General features: G+C 73.3%; 13 protein-coding genes. 5 read left to right on the top strand and 8 right to left on the bottom strand.

The window, feature by feature from the left end:
* Window positions 1-26 precede the first annotated feature (26 nt).
* Window positions 27-1484, bottom strand: a complete 1458-nt coding sequence (locus ACFOWE_RS06310; protein WP_377286018.1) for an MDR family MFS transporter — start codon at window positions 1482-1484, stop codon at window positions 27-29.
* 55 nt (window positions 1485-1539) lie between these two features.
* On the opposite strand from ACFOWE_RS06310, the gene ACFOWE_RS06305 reads away from it, so the two are divergent.
* The gene (locus ACFOWE_RS06305; protein ID WP_377286016.1) at window positions 1540-2064 is read left to right on the top strand and encodes a PadR family transcriptional regulator; all 525 of its coding nucleotides are present in this window, start codon (window positions 1540-1542) and stop codon (window positions 2062-2064) included.
* Window positions 2065-2202: 138 nt separating this feature from the next.
* On the opposite strand, the gene ACFOWE_RS06300 is transcribed toward ACFOWE_RS06305, so the two are convergent.
* A complete protein-coding gene (locus ACFOWE_RS06300; RefSeq protein WP_377286014.1) occupies window positions 2203-4536 on the bottom strand; it encodes a protein kinase domain-containing protein in 2334 nt (777 codons plus the stop codon).
* A 296-nt stretch (window positions 4537-4832) separates the two neighbouring features.
* Between ACFOWE_RS06300 and ACFOWE_RS06295 the strand changes: the two genes are divergently transcribed.
* Window positions 4833-6416 (top strand): hypothetical protein, encoded by a 1584-nt coding sequence (locus ACFOWE_RS06295; protein ID WP_377286012.1) that lies wholly within the window; start codon window positions 4833-4835, stop codon window positions 6414-6416.
* A 186-nt stretch (window positions 6417-6602) separates the two neighbouring features.
* Here the strand turns inward: ACFOWE_RS06295 and ACFOWE_RS06290 are convergent, their stop codons facing one another.
* On the bottom strand, window positions 6603-7190 hold the full coding sequence (locus tag ACFOWE_RS06290) for a hypothetical protein (RefSeq protein ID WP_377286011.1): 588 nt from the start codon (window positions 7188-7190) through the stop codon (window positions 6603-6605).
* Window positions 7191-7274: 84 nt separating this feature from the next.
* On the opposite strand from ACFOWE_RS06290, the gene ACFOWE_RS06285 reads away from it, so the two are divergent.
* Both ACFOWE_RS06285 and ACFOWE_RS06280 read left to right on the top strand, forming a co-directional pair.
* Window positions 7275-9095, top strand: a complete 1821-nt coding sequence (locus ACFOWE_RS06285) for a hypothetical protein (protein ID WP_377286010.1) — start codon at window positions 7275-7277, stop codon at window positions 9093-9095.
* Window positions 9096-9530: 435 nt separating this feature from the next.
* Window positions 9531-9875, top strand: a complete 345-nt coding sequence (locus ACFOWE_RS06280) for a hypothetical protein (protein WP_377286009.1) — start codon at window positions 9531-9533, stop codon at window positions 9873-9875.
* A 232-nt stretch (window positions 9876-10107) separates the two neighbouring features.
* Here the strand turns inward: ACFOWE_RS06280 and ACFOWE_RS06275 are convergent, their stop codons facing one another.
* The 3 genes from ACFOWE_RS06275 to ACFOWE_RS06265 form a co-directional block, all read right to left on the bottom strand.
* Entirely contained in the window at window positions 10108-11325 is a 1218-nt protein-coding gene (locus ACFOWE_RS06275) for an NADP-dependent isocitrate dehydrogenase (RefSeq protein ID WP_377286008.1), read from the bottom strand.
* 145 nt (window positions 11326-11470) lie between these two features.
* Window positions 11471-11746, bottom strand: a complete 276-nt coding sequence (locus ACFOWE_RS06270; RefSeq protein WP_377286007.1) for a DUF3017 domain-containing protein — start codon at window positions 11744-11746, stop codon at window positions 11471-11473.
* A complete protein-coding gene (locus ACFOWE_RS06265; RefSeq protein ID WP_377286005.1) occupies window positions 11743-12864 on the bottom strand; it encodes a citrate/2-methylcitrate synthase in 1122 nt (373 codons plus the stop codon). Before ACFOWE_RS06265 ends, ACFOWE_RS06270 begins: the two co-directional genes overlap by 4 nt.
* Window positions 12865-13045: 181 nt before the next feature.
* Between ACFOWE_RS06265 and ACFOWE_RS06260 the strand changes: the two genes are divergently transcribed.
* Window positions 13046-13699, top strand: coding sequence for an FHA domain-containing protein (locus ACFOWE_RS06260; protein WP_377286004.1), 654 nt, complete (start codon window positions 13046-13048; stop codon window positions 13697-13699).
* Between the two features lie 37 nt (window positions 13700-13736).
* On the opposite strand, the gene ACFOWE_RS06255 is transcribed toward ACFOWE_RS06260, so the two are convergent.
* Both ACFOWE_RS06255 and ACFOWE_RS06250 read right to left on the bottom strand, forming a co-directional pair.
* The gene (locus ACFOWE_RS06255) at window positions 13737-14597 is read right to left on the bottom strand and encodes a bifunctional methylenetetrahydrofolate dehydrogenase/methenyltetrahydrofolate cyclohydrolase (RefSeq protein ID WP_377286003.1); all 861 of its coding nucleotides are present in this window, start codon (window positions 14595-14597) and stop codon (window positions 13737-13739) included.
* Window positions 14598-14676: 79 nt separating this feature from the next.
* Window positions 14677-14850: a hypothetical protein gene (locus tag ACFOWE_RS06250; protein ID WP_377286002.1), complete on the bottom strand. Its 174-nt coding sequence runs from the start codon at window positions 14848-14850 to the stop codon at window positions 14677-14679.
* Between the last annotated feature and the right edge of the window lie 388 nt (window positions 14851-15238).

Below are 15238 nucleotides of genomic sequence, written 5' to 3'. Positions count from 1 at the left end.
AAGCGTGAATTCTGACGCTGGGGATGTTACTCCGCGCTCAGGGACGGCTCTCCGGCGAGTGCCCCGATCCGCCCTCGGGGCAGCGCCGCGAGCGCGACCAGGGCGAGCAGCGCGCCGGTGGCGGCGAGCCAGGGGACGACGGTGGCCGTCGCCGCGGCGTGCGCCGCCTGAGCGCCGTGCGGCGCGGTCCCGTCCCGGACGACCGCGGCGTAGAGGCCGCCGGCCAGGGCCAGGGCGACGGACCCGCCGATCTGCCGGAAGAAGGTCAGGTTGGCGCTGGCCGTACCGATGAAACGCGGCGGGACCGAGAACTGGATCGCGACGGTGAGGCCGGAGAGCATGGGGCCCATGCCCAGGCCGAGCAGGGCCATCCAGCCGGCCAGGGCGAGGCCGGAGGTGGTGGTCGCCAGACCGGCGCAGAGCAGCCCGCCGGTCGCGATCAGGAAGGGACCGGCGACCAGCCAGGGCTTGTACCGCCCGGTCCTGGAGATGAGCGCGCCGGTGACCACGCTGCCCGCCACCATCCCGAGCATGAGCGGATAGATCCGCAGGCCCGACTCGGTGGCGCTGAGTCCCATGGCCTCCTGGAAGTAGCGGGGCAGGAAGACCACCCCGGCGTAGAGGCAGAAGGCGATGAGGAACGAGGCCGCGTTGGCCAGGGCGTAGGTGCGGTTGCGGAACAGCTCCAGTGGAATGATCGGCTCCGCGGCGCGCCGCTCGACGAGGACGAACACCATCAGGCCCGCGGCGGCCGCCAGCATCGGCCAGAGCACCGGGCCGCTGGTCCAGGAGTGGTCGCCCGACCCCTTCTCGGTGAGCCCGACGAGCAGCGCGCCGATCGCCGCGGAGAACACCGCGATGCCGAGATAGTCCGGGCGGGCGCCGCGGCCCTGCCCGGCCGTGTGCGGCAGCCGTGCCACGACGGTCGCGAGCACGGCCAGGCCGATCGGCAGGTTGACCAGGAACGCCCAGCGCCAGCCGGCCGTGTCGGTGAACACCCCGCCGAGGAACGGTCCGGCGATGTAACTCAGCGCCATCACCCCGCCGAGCGCGCCCTGCACCCGGCCGCTCCGGCCGGGCGGGAACAGGTCGGCGACCAGGGCCAGCGAGAGCGGGAGCAGGGCGCCCGCGCCGAGCCCCTGCAGGCCCCGGAAGGCGATGAGCTGGGTCATGTCCTGGGCCGCGCCGCACAGCGCCGAACCGGCGAGGAAGAGCCCCACGCCGACGATCAGGAGCGGCTTGCGGCCGTAGACGTCGGAGAGCCTGCCGTACAGGGGAACCGTGATCGTGGAGGTCAGCAGGTAGGCCGTGACCACCCAGGTGTAGAGGTCGGCGCCGCCGAGCTCCTGGACGATCCGGGGCAGCGCGGTGCCGACGATCGTCTGGTCGAGCATCGCCAGGAACATCCCGCCGAGCACGGCGAGCAGCAGCGGCCCGTCACCGGAGCGGGCCCGCACGGGGGGAGCTGATATGTCAGTAGTCACATGTAGATAGTGATATGTCAGTTTTGACATGTCAATTCCTGGCTAAGATGGAGGCATGTCCCTGCGCATGGCGCTTCTCGGCCTGCTGACGGCGTCGGGCCCGGCGAGCGGCTACGACCTCACGAAACGTTTCGAGAGCTCGGTCAACCACGCCTGGCACGCCCGGCACAGCCAGATCTATCCAGAACTCGCCAAGATGGCCGCCGACGGCCTGGTGACGGTCGGCGAGGAGGGACCCCGCGGCCGGAAGACCTACACGATCACCGGGGAGGGCTCCCGGTTGCTGCGCGACTGGCTGATGACGAAGGAGAACTTCCGGCCGGTCCGCGACGAGGGCGCGCTGCGCGCCTTCCTGCTGCCCCTGCTGGAGCCGGAGGCGTCCGCCGCACTGCTCCGCAGAGAGGCCGAGTCCTACGCCGCCAGGCTGGCCGGGCTGGAGGCGCTGCGGGCGTCCAAGCCGCGGGAGCAGGGGTCTCACTTCGGGGCGTACGCCCTGGACCTGGGGATCCGCCAGCTGCGGATGATGCGCGACTGGGCCGAGGAGACCGCCGACCGGATCGAGCGCGACGACCGCGGCTGACCCGCCGCCGGTCCCCGCGACCTCGGGAACCGGCGCGGGAGGCACCGCGGGAGCACCGGGGGCGCCGCGGGAGCACCGGGGGCACCATGGGGGCGCCGCGGGAGCACCGTGGGGGCGCCCGGCGGTCCCGGCCGCGGGTCAGCCGCAGTCGGCCAGCGCCGGGGCCTCGTCCTGGCGGGTCGGGAACTCGACGCCGGGGAAGTGCTCGTCGAGCAGCTGCTTGATCCTGCCCGTGGCGTACAGGTCCGCGATCACGCCCCGGATGGCGTTGCAGGCGCGCTCGTCGCCCTTCCTCAGCGCCACCGCGTAGCGCTCGTCGGTGAGCTTCAGGCCGACCACCCGCTTTGGGGTCGCCTCCCGCGCGGGATCGGCGTACCCGGCCAGCACCAGGTCGTCGCCGGGGACCGCGTCGACGTCCCCGGCCACCAGCTTGTTCATGCAGGCGGCGTAGTTGTCGGCGCCGACCAGCGTGACCGTGCCCACCCGCTCGCGCACCACGTCGGCGGCCGTGCCGCCCTTCGGCGCGCACAGCCGCCCGCCCCTCAGGTCGGCCATGGACCTGATCGGCGAGTCGGCCTTGACCAGCACGTCCACGTGGGCGAGATAGTACGGCCCGGCGAACGTGACCTCGTCCCTGTCGTTGATCGGGTAGGTCGCGATGACCAGGTCGAGCTCGCCGCTCGCCAGCAGCTTCGGCCGCTCCGCCAGGCTGGTGGCCCGGAAGGTGACGCCGTCCCGGGGCACGTGCAGCGCCTCGGCGATCTCCTTGGCGAGGTCCACCTCGAAGCCGGTCCACGTCCCGTCGTTCTGCAGCGCGACGCCCGGCAGGAAGTCGCGCATGCCGACGGTGAGCTTCTTCGTCGTGGCCACCCGGTCCACGAGCGAGCCGCCCGACGGCGCGGTCGGGCCGTCGGACGGTCCCGCGGCCTCCGCGAGGAAGGGCGGCCGCCAGCCGGTGGCGTAGGCGGTCGCGGCGCCGCCGAGCAGCAGCACCGCCACGGCGAGGGCGATCCAGCGTCCCCGGCGTGGACGGCTGGTGGGCCGGGAGGCGCCGGAACCGACGGGGCGCGTCTCCTGCCAGCTCGGCCCTCCGATCCCGGCCGGGTCCGCCGGACCGGTGGCCGCCGGGTATCCGGGATGGGACGGGTAGGCCCCCGGCCTGTCGGGCGGCGGCGGCGCGGGGTGCGCCCGGGAAGCCGGCGGTGGTGGCGGCGCGGGGTGCGCACGGGAGGCCGCCGGCGGTGGCGCGGGATGGGAGTACGCGGCCGGAGAGGAGGCCCGGGCGCCGTCGGAGAGGGCCGGGTGCGGCGCCGGCTGGGTGCGCGGGGCACCACCGGAGGAGTGAGCGCGAGGAACGCCGTAAGGGTCCGGCGGCCCGGTGTGCGGATCCCCGGGGACGGCGGGCTGCGGCTGCGTGCGCGGGTCGCCCGTGCCGCCGGAGAGGCCGGAGGGCCGGGTGCCGGCGGGCGGCGGCGGGGTACGGGAACCGGGGACGCGCAGGACGCTGGTGGCCTCCCCGGCCTCTTCCTCTTCCTCGGCCGGCGCCCCGGCGGGCCGCGTCTCCTGTCCGGCGCCGCCGGGCGACGGCGCCGCGCCGCCCGTCCCCGGCGGGCTGGCGACCTGCGCCCCCTGGGTGAGCAGCGCGGGGGAGACGTTCCCCTCCTCGGGGCGGCCGAGCAGGCGGAGCAGGATCTGCTCGGACGAGGGCCGCTCGGCGGGATCCTTGGCCAGCGCCGCGCGGACCGTGCCCCGCAGCGGCTCCGGCATCATGTCGACGTCCACCTCGTGGGTGAGGATGCGGCTCAGCACCACCGCGATGGAGTCGCCGGCGAAGACGGTCTTCCCGGTCGCGGCGAACATGATGGTCGCCCCCCAGGCGAACACGTCGGTGTAGGGGCCGACGTCGTCCCCGGCGATCTGCTCCGGCGCCATGTAGGCGGGCGTGCCGACGGCCCGGCTGGTGATCGTCCCGGTGGAGTCGATGATGCGGGCGATGCCGAAGTCGACCACGCGGGGGCCGTCGGCGGCCATGAGCACGTTGTCGGGTTTGAGGTCGCGGTGCACGATCGCGGCGTGGTGGATCGCGGTGAGCGCGGTGGCCGTGCCGACCGCCAGCCGCTGCAGCGCGGAGCCCCGGAGCGGGCCGCCGGCCTCGACGACCTCCCGCAGGGGCCTGCCCTCGATGTACTCGCTGGCGATGTAGGGGACGTCGCCCTCGAGGTCGGCCGCCACGACCGCCGCCGTGCAGAACGAGGCGACCCGCTGCGCCGCCCGGGCCTCGCGGGCGAACCGGGACCGGGCGATCGCGTCACCGGAGAACCTCACGTGCAGCAGCTTGATCGCCACCCGTTCCCCCGCGTCGTCCTCCCCCAGGTAGACGACCCCCTGACCGCCCTCCCCGATCCTCCCGGCGACGCGGAACGGGCCGATCTGGCGCGGCTCCCCCGCCCCCAGCGGCTCGATCTGCGGCATTTCCGTCCCCCACCCCTCCGGCCTGTCCTCCCGTTGGGAAAGACTTTACGGCGCGGTAGCCATCCGGCCCTACCCGTTACCCCTACGTGACCTCCTCGGCCCGGCCACCCCGCGCCCGGTCGCGGAGGCGGGGACCGGAGACGGGAAGGCGGGGGCCGGAGACGGAGCGGCGGCTCCCCGGCCCCGGCCGCCCCGGCTCCTCCGCACCACCGACTGCAGTAAATTCGTCCTGATTTGGTGGACGGGCCACTCGGGTGGATACCGTTGATCTCCCCAACCATGCGGAGTAAGGCCCAATGCGGCGATATATCGGTTTTCGCGACTTCGTCCAGCGCGATCAGCGTTCCCTCGTCGGCACCGGACTCCTCCTCACCGGCAGCCACGAGCAGGCCATCCGCCTGGCCCTGCGTGCGTACCGCACCGTCGGCCTGGCCTGGCCTCCGGCGCCGTGGGAGAACCCCGCCACGCACGCGCACACCGAGCTCTACCGCGCCTTCCTCCGCAGGCCCACCGCCGCCGGCGCCACCGCCCTGGTGAAGATCCCGCCCCGGCGCCGCCTCATCACGGTCGCCTGCCTCCACGAGGGCAGGACGCCCGCCGAGATGGCCGACGTCCTCGGCCTGTCCGTGGAGACCGTGGAGTCGGAGATCGCCGAGGCGCTCGACACCCTCACCAAGGGCGACCGCAAGCGCCTGGTCAACCGGTTCGCCACGCAGGCCGGGGAGGCCTCCGTCCCCGACCTGTCCGGCCGGGCGCTCACGGCCCTGCGCCGCCGCGGCAGGCGGAGGATCCTGCTCACCGCCGTCGTCCTCATCCTGCTGGTCGCCTTCATCGTCACGCTGACCCCGCAGGGCCAGGTGTGGACCACCGCCCTGGCCGCCGGGGACCGCACCTCCCGCGCCTCGGCCGCCACCCCGCAGACCGCCCCGCCCTCCGCCTCCTCGCCGTCCTCCGGCCCCGCCGCGGGCTCCGGGGACTCCTCCGCCGAGCCGTCCGCCGCCCCCGCCGCCTGGAAGACGCCGCGCACCTCCTCCGTGATCCGCTACGCGGTCCCCGCCACGTGCCGGGGAGAACGTTCCCCGCGGGCCGGGGCGGGGCGGACCCCCTGCTCGGGCTGGACCCTGACGCTGGTGGCCGGCCGCTCCCCGGGCGACCGCTCCGGCCTCCCGGCGGAGACCTGCGAGGGGCGGTCCTGCGGGACCGCGGTGGACGTCCCCGACGCGGTCCAGGACCCGGGAGCCGGCGGCGCCGGCCGCCGCGAGGCCGCGCCGGCCATCAGCCGTGACGGCCGGCGCGTCGCCTACCTCAGCGCGGCGGAGCACCGGTACGTCGCCCACGACCTGCCGACCGGGACGAAGCGCTACCTGTCACCGGTCCTCACCCCGGCCGACCGCGCCGCGGGCACGTCCGTCGGCGTCTCCGGCAGCGGGCGCTACTTCACCGTCGCGCTGGGCGAGCGGCGGCTGCGGACCGACTTCACGACCGGCGCCACCGCCGACCTGCCCGCCGGTGCGGGCACACCCGCGGAGAAGGCCGCGGCCTGGCTCGACGAGGAGTACGCGGGCTGGGCGCCCTCGCCCAGCGGGCGGCACGCCGCCGCAGCCTCGGAGGGGAAGACCGGCTGCGTCCTGCACATCGTGGACCCGGCGTCGCGGAGGACGACCGGGCGCTTCCCGCTCCCCGCGGCGCTGGGCGGCCCCACCGACTGCGAGGTCGCGGGCTGGCCGGACGCCGGAGAGGTCGTCGTCCGGATGACCGACCGGGCGAGCGGGGACTTCCTGGGCTTCTACCGGGTCGGCGTGCGCGGCGGCGAGATGCGCCGTGTGCCCGGCCTGCCCGGTGACGACCGGATCGTCCTCGGCGCGGTCACGGCACCGTGAATCACCGCGGCGCCGGCACGGCGACGGCGCCGCGGTGACAGCGCGGTGACAGCGGCGCGATGTGACAGCGGCGCTCCGCGGGGTGCTCCGTGGGACGCTCCGTGCGGCCGCGTACGGAGCACCTCGGCCGGAGCACCCCGGCGCGGAAGGCGACGCGCCCTCAGCGCCTGCCCCGGTGCCGCGCCCTCAGCGCCGCGCCCTCTCCCAGTACCGTGCCGTGTACTGCGCGTCCTCACAGGCGGACGTGACCGGCCCCGTCATTCCGACGAACTCCCCCTCGGCCTCGTCGAACGGCACGTCCGCCTCCGCCGTCCCCCACCACCGCTCCGCCCGGAGCCGCAGGCCGATCGTCTCGGCGGCCGTCTCGCAGTCGGTGACGGCGTATCTCACCACCACCGTCAGCCGCTCCCCCGTGCCGACGACCCAGGGGAGGCTCCGCCCGTCCTCGGCGGCGACGGAGTCCAGGACCAGGCTCGGTCCGTGCCCCGCCGCGCCGGTGATCGTCACGGGGAGGAGGCCGTCGTTGACGACGATCCGCCGCTCGTGGACGAGGAGCGTCCCGGGACGGTCCGGGCCGTCGTCCTGGATGTCCGCCTGGTGGCCGTGGGGGAACGCGTGGAACCTGGGCACCAGCGCGCCCGAGTACCAGACGAGGAGACCCACGCCGGCCAGGACCAGCCCCACGAGGCCCACCACCGTGAAGCGGCGCCTGTCTCGCGGGGTGAGCGCCCCCGCCCCCGGGTCCCACCGCGCCAGGACGTCGTTCGAGATCATCACCCTCCCTTACCGGCCGGCAATTGATCATGTTAGATTTCCGGCCCGGACGGAAGGGGGACCGTGCTGTCGTCCACTCCGATCGTGACCACGCTCGCCCCGGTCGCGATCATTCTCGCCCCGATCGCGCTGATCGTCGTCCCGCGGCTCGCCGACGACCTGGACCCGCGCCGGATCACCCGTTTCGCCTCCCGGCAGCGTCTCACGCTCACCGCGGGCAACATCGGCCCCGTCCTGGCCTATCTGCGGGTCACCCGCCGCTGGCGGGCCCTCGGCCTGACCTTCGGGGCGCTCGCCCTGCTCGCCTTCGAACCGTTCGTCACGCTCAACGCGCTCTACCCGCTCCTCGGCTGGCTCGCCGGCGTCGTGGTCGCCGAGACGCGGCTGGCACGGGCCCGGCCCGCCGGGTGCGAGACTCCCGGCCTGCGACTGGTCTCACCGGCGGTGACCTGGCTGTGGGCCGTGAGCGCGGTGACCGGCGGAGCGCTGGCCGTCTCCGGGATGGTCCGATCCCTGCGCCGCGACCTGCCCGCGGACGCCCCGCCGTCCGAGACCCCCCTGGTCGTCCTGCTGTGGGCCGTGGCCGTGGTGGCCGTGGCGGCGGCCGTGCTGCTCCCGGTCCGCGGGCTGCGCACCCGGCCGCTGCCCGCGGCGCCGGACGACCTGGTCGCGGCGGAGGTCGCCGCCCGCTCCCGGTCCGCGCACGCGCTGCTGACCGGAGGGTCGGTGGCGGCCCTGTGGTGCGGGCTCCAGGCGAGCCTGCCGGACCCGCCGGGGGTGCTCGCCCCGCTGTTCGTCCTCGCAGGCTGGGTGGCGCCGGCCGTCGCCCTGGCCATGGGCACCCGGCAGTGGGCGCCCGGCCCGCGCGCGCCGCGCAGGCCCCGGTGGGCGGCCCCCGTCACCGCCGTGGCGGCCTTCTGGGCCGCCGCCGTGCTGGGCACCGCGTTCACCTGGGCCGCCGCACTCGACCCGGCACAGCGGCCCCCACTCCGAACCGTCCACGACGAGGACACGACCGTGTCCCAGCCGGTCACGGAGGCGGTGCTGAAGGACTGCGGCGACCGCCGGACCGTCCGGGACTGCACGACGTGGGAGCTGATCTCGGCGACCGAGAGCCCCGACGAGCCGACGGGCATGGTCTCGCTGCCGCAGGCCGCCGCCTTCGCCGGGCGGCGGGGCCCGCTGCCGCGTCCCGCGCCGTTCGCGCTCAGCGGCGACGGCTTCCACGCCGTCTACCTGGACGCCCGGACCCGGCGGATGGTCCACCACGACCTGCGCACCGGAGCCCGCCGCGACCTCACCGGCCCGCTGGCCGACGCGGACCTGCCGGTGCCGGTGCTCTCCCACGACGGCCGGCACGCCGCCCTCACCACCACCGGGCCCGGGCCGGGCGGGACCCGCCTCGTCGAGGTGGGCGGCGGGCGGAGCGCGGAGGTGCCCGGGATCGCCCGGGTGCTCGGCGTCGGCCCCCGGGGCTTCACGGCGGTCACCGTACCGGAGGGCGAGAAGGCCGAACTGGTCACGGTGGGCCTGGACGGCGGCGTGCGCGCGAGGGCGCCCTTCGACCCCGCGGCGTGCGCGCGGCTCTTCCCCGACGGGCGCCGCCTGCTGGTTCTCACCTCGGACGGCGAGGCGGTGACCGTGGACCCGGCCACCGCCAGGACCCTGCGCCGGGTGAAGATCCGGCTCCGGCTGTACGAGGACGCCGACGTCCCGGAGATCCTCGGCTGGAGCGGGGACGGCCGCTTCCTGGCCAGGCTCGACGCCGACGACCCCGACGACGAGGACGTCCAGCTGGTCGATCCCGCCACGGGGAAGACCGCCGAGCCCGGGTTCGCCTACTCGGACGAGCACTTCGACCAGCGCCTCAGGGCATCCGTGGTCGGCGCGGTCGCCCCGTGGTGACCGGCCGCACGCCCTGCCGGCTCCGCGAGGCCGCGCCCGGGATCCGTCACCGGCGGGCTCATCTCGTGGCGGCCGGTGCCCGCCCTCCCGCCGGGCGCTCCGGGCGAGGTCGTACGATCCGCTCCGACGTCACCCGGTACGGCGGGGCGATCCGCTGGGTGAGCCAGGGGTGGATCACCTCCGGCCAGGTCCTGCTCAGGACCGAGGGGACCGCGACGAGGGAGTACGGCGTGCTGACCCTCTCCTCCGGAGAGATCCGCCCCCTGCCGTGACCCACGGGAGACCCGTCCGTCCGGGCCTTCCGTCTGGCGCGGCCCGGCGCTCCGTATGGACATGCCGGGGGGCGGTAGATAGGCGTCCATCACCGGTTTCTCCTACACCCCCAGGACAAATCTGCACATAACGCCCAAATCGCCACGAAACAGGAGAGGATCCATGGATCTCAAGCGATTCACCGGCGTTCTCGCAGGCACGGCCGTCGCCGGGAGCGGCGCGCTCGTCTTCGGACTCACGACAGCCGCACCCGCCGCGGCGGACGACTGCGTCTACAAGGTGAAGACCCGGCAGAGCAGCCTCAACGTCCGCAGCGGGCCGTCCACGGGCAGCGCGGTCGTCGACAGCCTCGGTCACCACGACTACACCGTCGGCGGCTGCGGGACCCACGGCACGGGCGTGAACGCCGGCAAGTGGCGGAACGTGTGGGGCACCACCCACGGCAAGAAGGGATACGCGCACGGCGACTACCTGAACAAGCTGGGGAAGGTCACCGTGGAGCCGTGACCCGGCGGTCCCGGGGCCGGGCACAGGCTCCAGCCCTGGACCGGGTCAGGCCACGGCCGGGACCTCCGAGAGCCGGACCCCGGCCGGGGCCGGCGCGGAAAGAGAGGCGGAAAAGAGAAAGGGCCGCCCGGCCGGGCGGCCCTTTCTCCAGTGCTCTGTGCGCCTCGCGGCGGCGCTCAGCGGGGCAGGAGGAGGCGGGGCGGGCCCGCCCTGCCGTGCCTGGGAACGCTCGTCAGAGCGCCATCTTCCGCTTGAGGTTCTCGTCCAGGGCCGCCAGGAAGTCCTGGGTGGTCAGCCACTCGGCGTCGCCGCCGACGAGCAGGGCGAGGTCCTTGGTCATCTGGCCGCCCTCGACGGTCTCGATGCAGACCCGCTCCAGCTTCTCGGCGAACTCGATCACCGCGGGGGTGTTGTCGAGCTTGCCGCGGTGCGCCAGGCCCCGGGTCCACGCGAAGATCGAGGCGATCGGGTTGGTGGAGGTCGGCTTGCCCTGCTGGTGCTGGCGGTAGTGCCGGGTCACGGTGCCGTGCGCGGCCTCGGCCTCGACGGTCCGGCCGTCCGGGGTCATCAGGACCGAGGTCATCAGGCCGAGCGAGCCGAAGCCCTGCGCGACGGTGTCGGACTGCACGTCGCCGTCGTAGTTCTTGCAGGCCCAGACGTAGCCGCCCTCCCACTTGAGGGACGCGGCGACCATGTCGTCGATGAGGCGGTGCTCGTAGGAGATGCCGGCGGCCTCGAAGTCCTTCTTGAACTCGGTCTCGTACACCTCGGCGAAGATGTCCTTGAACCGGCCGTCATAGGCCTTCATGATCGTGTTCTTCGTCGACAGGTAGACCGGGTAGTTCCGGGCCAGGCCGTACCGCATGGAGGCGCGGGCGAAGTCGCGGATGGACTCGTCGAGGTTGTACATCGCCATCGCGACGCCGGAGCCCGGGAAGTCGAAGACGTTGAGCTCGATCGGCTCCGAGCCGTCCTTCGGGGTGAAGGTGAGGGTCAGGGTGCCCTCGCCCGGGATCTTCAGGTCGGTGGCGCGGTACTGGTCGCCGAAGGCGTGACGGCCGACGACGATCGGCTTGGTCCAGCCGGGCACGAGCCGCGGCACGTTGGACATGATGATCGGCTCGCGGAAGATGACACCGCCGAGGATGTTGCGGATGGTCCCGTTCGGGGACTTCCACATCTTCTTGAGGCCGAACTCCTCGACGCGCGCCTCGTCCGGGGTGATGGTGGCGCACTTGACGCCGACGCCGTACTTCTTGATGGCGTTGGCGGCGTCGATCGTCACCTGGTCGTCGGTGGCGTCGCGGTGCTCGATGCCGAGGTCGTAGTACTTCAGGTCGACGTCGAGGTAGGGAAGGATCAGCTGGTCCTTGATGAACTGCCAGATGATCCGGGTCATCTCGTCGCCGTCAAGCTCGACGACGGGGCCCTCTACCTTGATCTTGGGCATGCGTGTGGTTCCCCTTCTGAACTAACACTGACCAGAAGTCTTTTTGAGGCTCACTGGCCGTTGAGGCTATCGGACGGCCCTGTGTGGCGTGCGGGCCACCCGGTCATCCGACGACTGTGCGCGGCGAAAGCCACGGTCGATCTCTTCACCGCGGCATCAGCCATGGGTATTCAAGGAGCAACGATCCCGCCATCAGCGCGGCCCCGAGCAGGGCGAGGGTGACGGCGTCGGTCGCCTTCTTCCGTACGGCCAGCCGTCCGCCTCCGGCCAGCCGTACGACGGCGCCCAGCATGATGACGGCGCCGAGCGAGAACCCTCCCCACTCGACGTCGACCAGCACCGCCGCGGCCACGGCGAGGACCGCACCCGCCAGCACCAGCGGGTACGGCCCCCAGCGTTCGTCGGTCGTCCGTGTGCTCACCGCTCGCCGATCGGCTTCCACTTCTGGTCCCGCTCGCCGATGTACTCGCTGTCCGGGCGGATCAGCCGGTTGTCGGCGTGCTGCTCGATGACGTGCGCGGTCCATCCTGACATGCGGCTGACCGAGAAGACGGGCGTGAACAGGTCGGTCGGGATGCCGAGGTAGTGGTAGACCGTCGCGGCGTAGAAGTCGACGTTCGGGTAGAGGCCCTTCGTCTCGAGGACGACCTCCTCCATCTCCTTCGACATCCGGTAGTAGGTGTCGTCACCGGAGGCCTCGGCGAGCTCCCGCGACATCTCGCGCAGGTGCGTGGCGCGCGGGTCCTCGGTCTTGTAGACCCGGTGGCCGAACCCCATGATCTTCTCGCCCGCCGCGAGCTTGTCGCGTACGGCCTGCGCCACGCCGCTCGGGTCGAGCGACTCGAGGGTGCGCATGACCTGCTCGTTGGCGCCGCCGTGGAGCGGGCCCTTCAGCGTGCCGATCGCGGCGACGATCGCCGAGTGCATGTCCGACAGGGTCGCGGCGCAGACGCGGGCGGCGAACGTCGAGGCGTTCATCGTGTGGTCGGCGTGCAGGACCAGGCAGGTGTCGAAGATCTCCACCGCGCGGGCGTCCGCGGGCCGGCCGGTGATCTGCAGCAGGAAGTTCGCCGCGACGCTCAGCTCCGGGTCCGGCTCCGGGGCCGGCGTGCCGGTCCGGGCCGCGTGGTACCGGGCCACGAGCAGGGGCTGCTGCGCGGTGAGCCGGGCGGCCTTGCGCCGGTTCGCCTCGGGCGAGTTGGAGTCCTTGTCCGGGTCGTCGGCGCCGGCGAGCGAGACCAGCGTGCGCAGCGCCTCCATGGGCGCCTGCTTGGCCGCGACCTCCTCGATGTTCGCCGAGACGAGGGCGCCGAGCGTGCGTCCTCCGGCAAGCTCCGCCCCGTAGGCGGCCAGCTGCTCACGGGTGGGGAGCGTGCCGCACTGCAGCAGGTGGGCGATCTCTTCGAAGGTGGTGCGACCGGCCAGCTCGTGGATGTCGTATCCGCGGTAGAAGAGGCGACCGGCCTTGCCGTCGATGTCGCTGAGCGCTGTGGACGCGGCTACGACATCGGCGAGGCCTTTGGTGGGCTTGTCCGCCATAAGTGTTTCCTCCGCATATCGTCGCCCGAAGTCTACCCGTGAGCAGGACGAACCCTTTCGAGAGGTCCAGACCAATTTCACGAAGGATTCTGCTTCTGGCAAAGGAGATTCCCCATCCCCTCGTTTGGGTAAGCCGGAGCTGTAGTAACAGTTACGGCGGGCTACCTGGGGAGGAACTGCCGTGGAGGGGCCGTTCATACGCATCGAGGACACCGGCGAGGTGATCCCGTTGCGCCCCGAGATCACGACGGTCGGGCGGGGCCGGGGAGTCGACATCCGGCTCACCGATCCGAGCGTGTCCCGGCTGCACGCGGAACTCGTCCGGCGCGGACCCTATCTGTACGTCGTCGACATGGGCCTGTCCCGCAACGGCACGCGGGTGAACGGCAGGCCGATCGCCCGGAGGGTCCTCGACGACGGCGACGTCATCTCCTTCGGCGCCGCCCGGGTCCGGATCGGCGGGGTCCCGCGCGAGGACTTCGTCCCCGAGGTCGAGCTCCGCCGCGCCGCGGCGCCGGAGCTGACCCGGCGGGAGGTGGACGTCCTGACGTCCCTGTGCCGGCCCGCGCTCTCGGACGAGGCGTTCGTCGCCCCGGCCACCGCGCGGGAGATCGCGGACGATCTGGTGGTGACGGAGGCGGCGGTCAAGCAGCACCTCCTCCGCCTTTACCAGAAATTCCGCATCCCGGAGGGGACCAACCGGCGCACCCGGCTGGCCAACGAGGTCGTCGCCCTGGGACTGGTCAGGCCCACGCCCGTGGTGCCGACGCAGCGCGCGACCGGGGCCCCCGAGCCCTCGGCGGCCACGGGAGCGGTGGGCCGGCGGGCGTCCTGACCCACCGGCCGGCACAGGCGGGCGGCGGCGGTCCGGGTCAGCCCCGGGCGGCCGCCTGCCTCTCGGCTGCCTCGACCACGTTGGCCAGCAGCAGGGCGCGGGTCATCGGGCCCACGCCTCCGGGGTTGGGCGTCAGGAATCCGGCGACCTCCGCGACGTCGGGGGCGACGTCACCGGCGATCTTGCCCTCGACCCGCGAGACGCCGACGTCGAGCACGGCGGCACCGGGCTTGACCATGTCCCCGGTGATCAGGTGCGGCACGCCCGCGGCGGCGACGACGATGTCGGCGCGCCGGGTGTGGGCCGCCAGGTCCTGGGTGCCGGTGTGGCAGAGCGTCACGGTGGCGTTCTCCGAGCGGCGGGTCAGCAGCAGGCCGAGCGAGCGGCCCACGGTGATGCCGCGGCCGACCACGACGACCTCGGCGCCCTTGGTCGGCACGCCGTACTCCTGCAGGAGCAGCACGATGCCGTGCGGGGTGCAGGGCAGCGGCGCGTCGACCATGTGCACCAGGCGGCCCAGGTTGACCGGGTGCAGGCCGTCGGCGTCCTTGGCCGGGTCCATCCGCTCCAGGAGCGCCTGGGTGTCCAGGTGCCGGGGAAGCGGGAGCTGGACGATGTAACCGGTGCACTCGGGCGAGGCGTTGAGCTCGTCGATGACCTCCTCGACCTCCGCCTGGGTGGCGTTGTCCGGCATGTCCCGGCGGATGGAGGCGATGCCGACCTCCGCGCAGTCACGGTGCTTGCCCGCGACGTAGATCTGGCTGCCGGGGTCGTCGCCGACGAGAACGGTGCCGAGTCCGGGGGTGATCCCCCGCTCCTTCAGCGCGGCCACCCGCTCCGCCAGGTCTGCCTTGATCCTCGCCGCGGTGGCCTTGCCGTCCAGAATCTGCGCGCTCATGTGTCCAACCTTCTCATGAGATCATCCGCGCCCGGCCACCCGGCGGGGGTCAGCCGTTCCCGGCCACCCGGTGAGGGGGTCAGCCGTTCTCGGCCTCCCGCCGCTCGATGATCCGGCGCGTGAAGGGGATGCGCTCCACGGCCTTCGCGCCCATGAGACCCGCGGCGAGCGCGAGCAGCACCAGGAAGAAGGGGCTCTGCCAGAAGCCGTTGGCCATCGTCAGCACCGGCAGCAGGACATCGAGCATGGTCATGGAAGGTCTCCACAGTGCAGAGGGAGGGGACGACTCAGGTTAGAGGGCGTTCAAACCTCGTCGGGCCCGAAAATTATGGTCAACAGGCCACCTTTTTGTGTCCTCGGTCCCGGTGATCCGGTCGCGCCCCGGTCCGGGCCGGGGATCCGGCACCGGCGGAGGCGGTCGTGACCTGGGCGGGGAGGGCCTTCGCGAGTGGCACACCCTGTATCGGCGGGCCGAGCCCGCTCCGTAGGGCTTTGCCGGAAGTTCCTCTCCGCCGGAGACCCCCGCGCGGAGAACGCCCGTCGTGGTTCTCCGCGCGGGGACTTCCGGCGGAGAACGCACGACGGGCGTCCCGCCGGGAGGACCCCGGCGACCTCGACCGGGTCAGGCGGCAACCCGGCGT

Source organism: Planomonospora corallina, from assembly GCF_042650625.1.
Classification (GTDB): domain Bacteria; phylum Actinomycetota; class Actinomycetes; order Streptosporangiales; family Streptosporangiaceae; genus Planomonospora_B; species Planomonospora_B corallina.
This window is presented reverse-complemented; position numbering and strand designations above follow the sequence as displayed.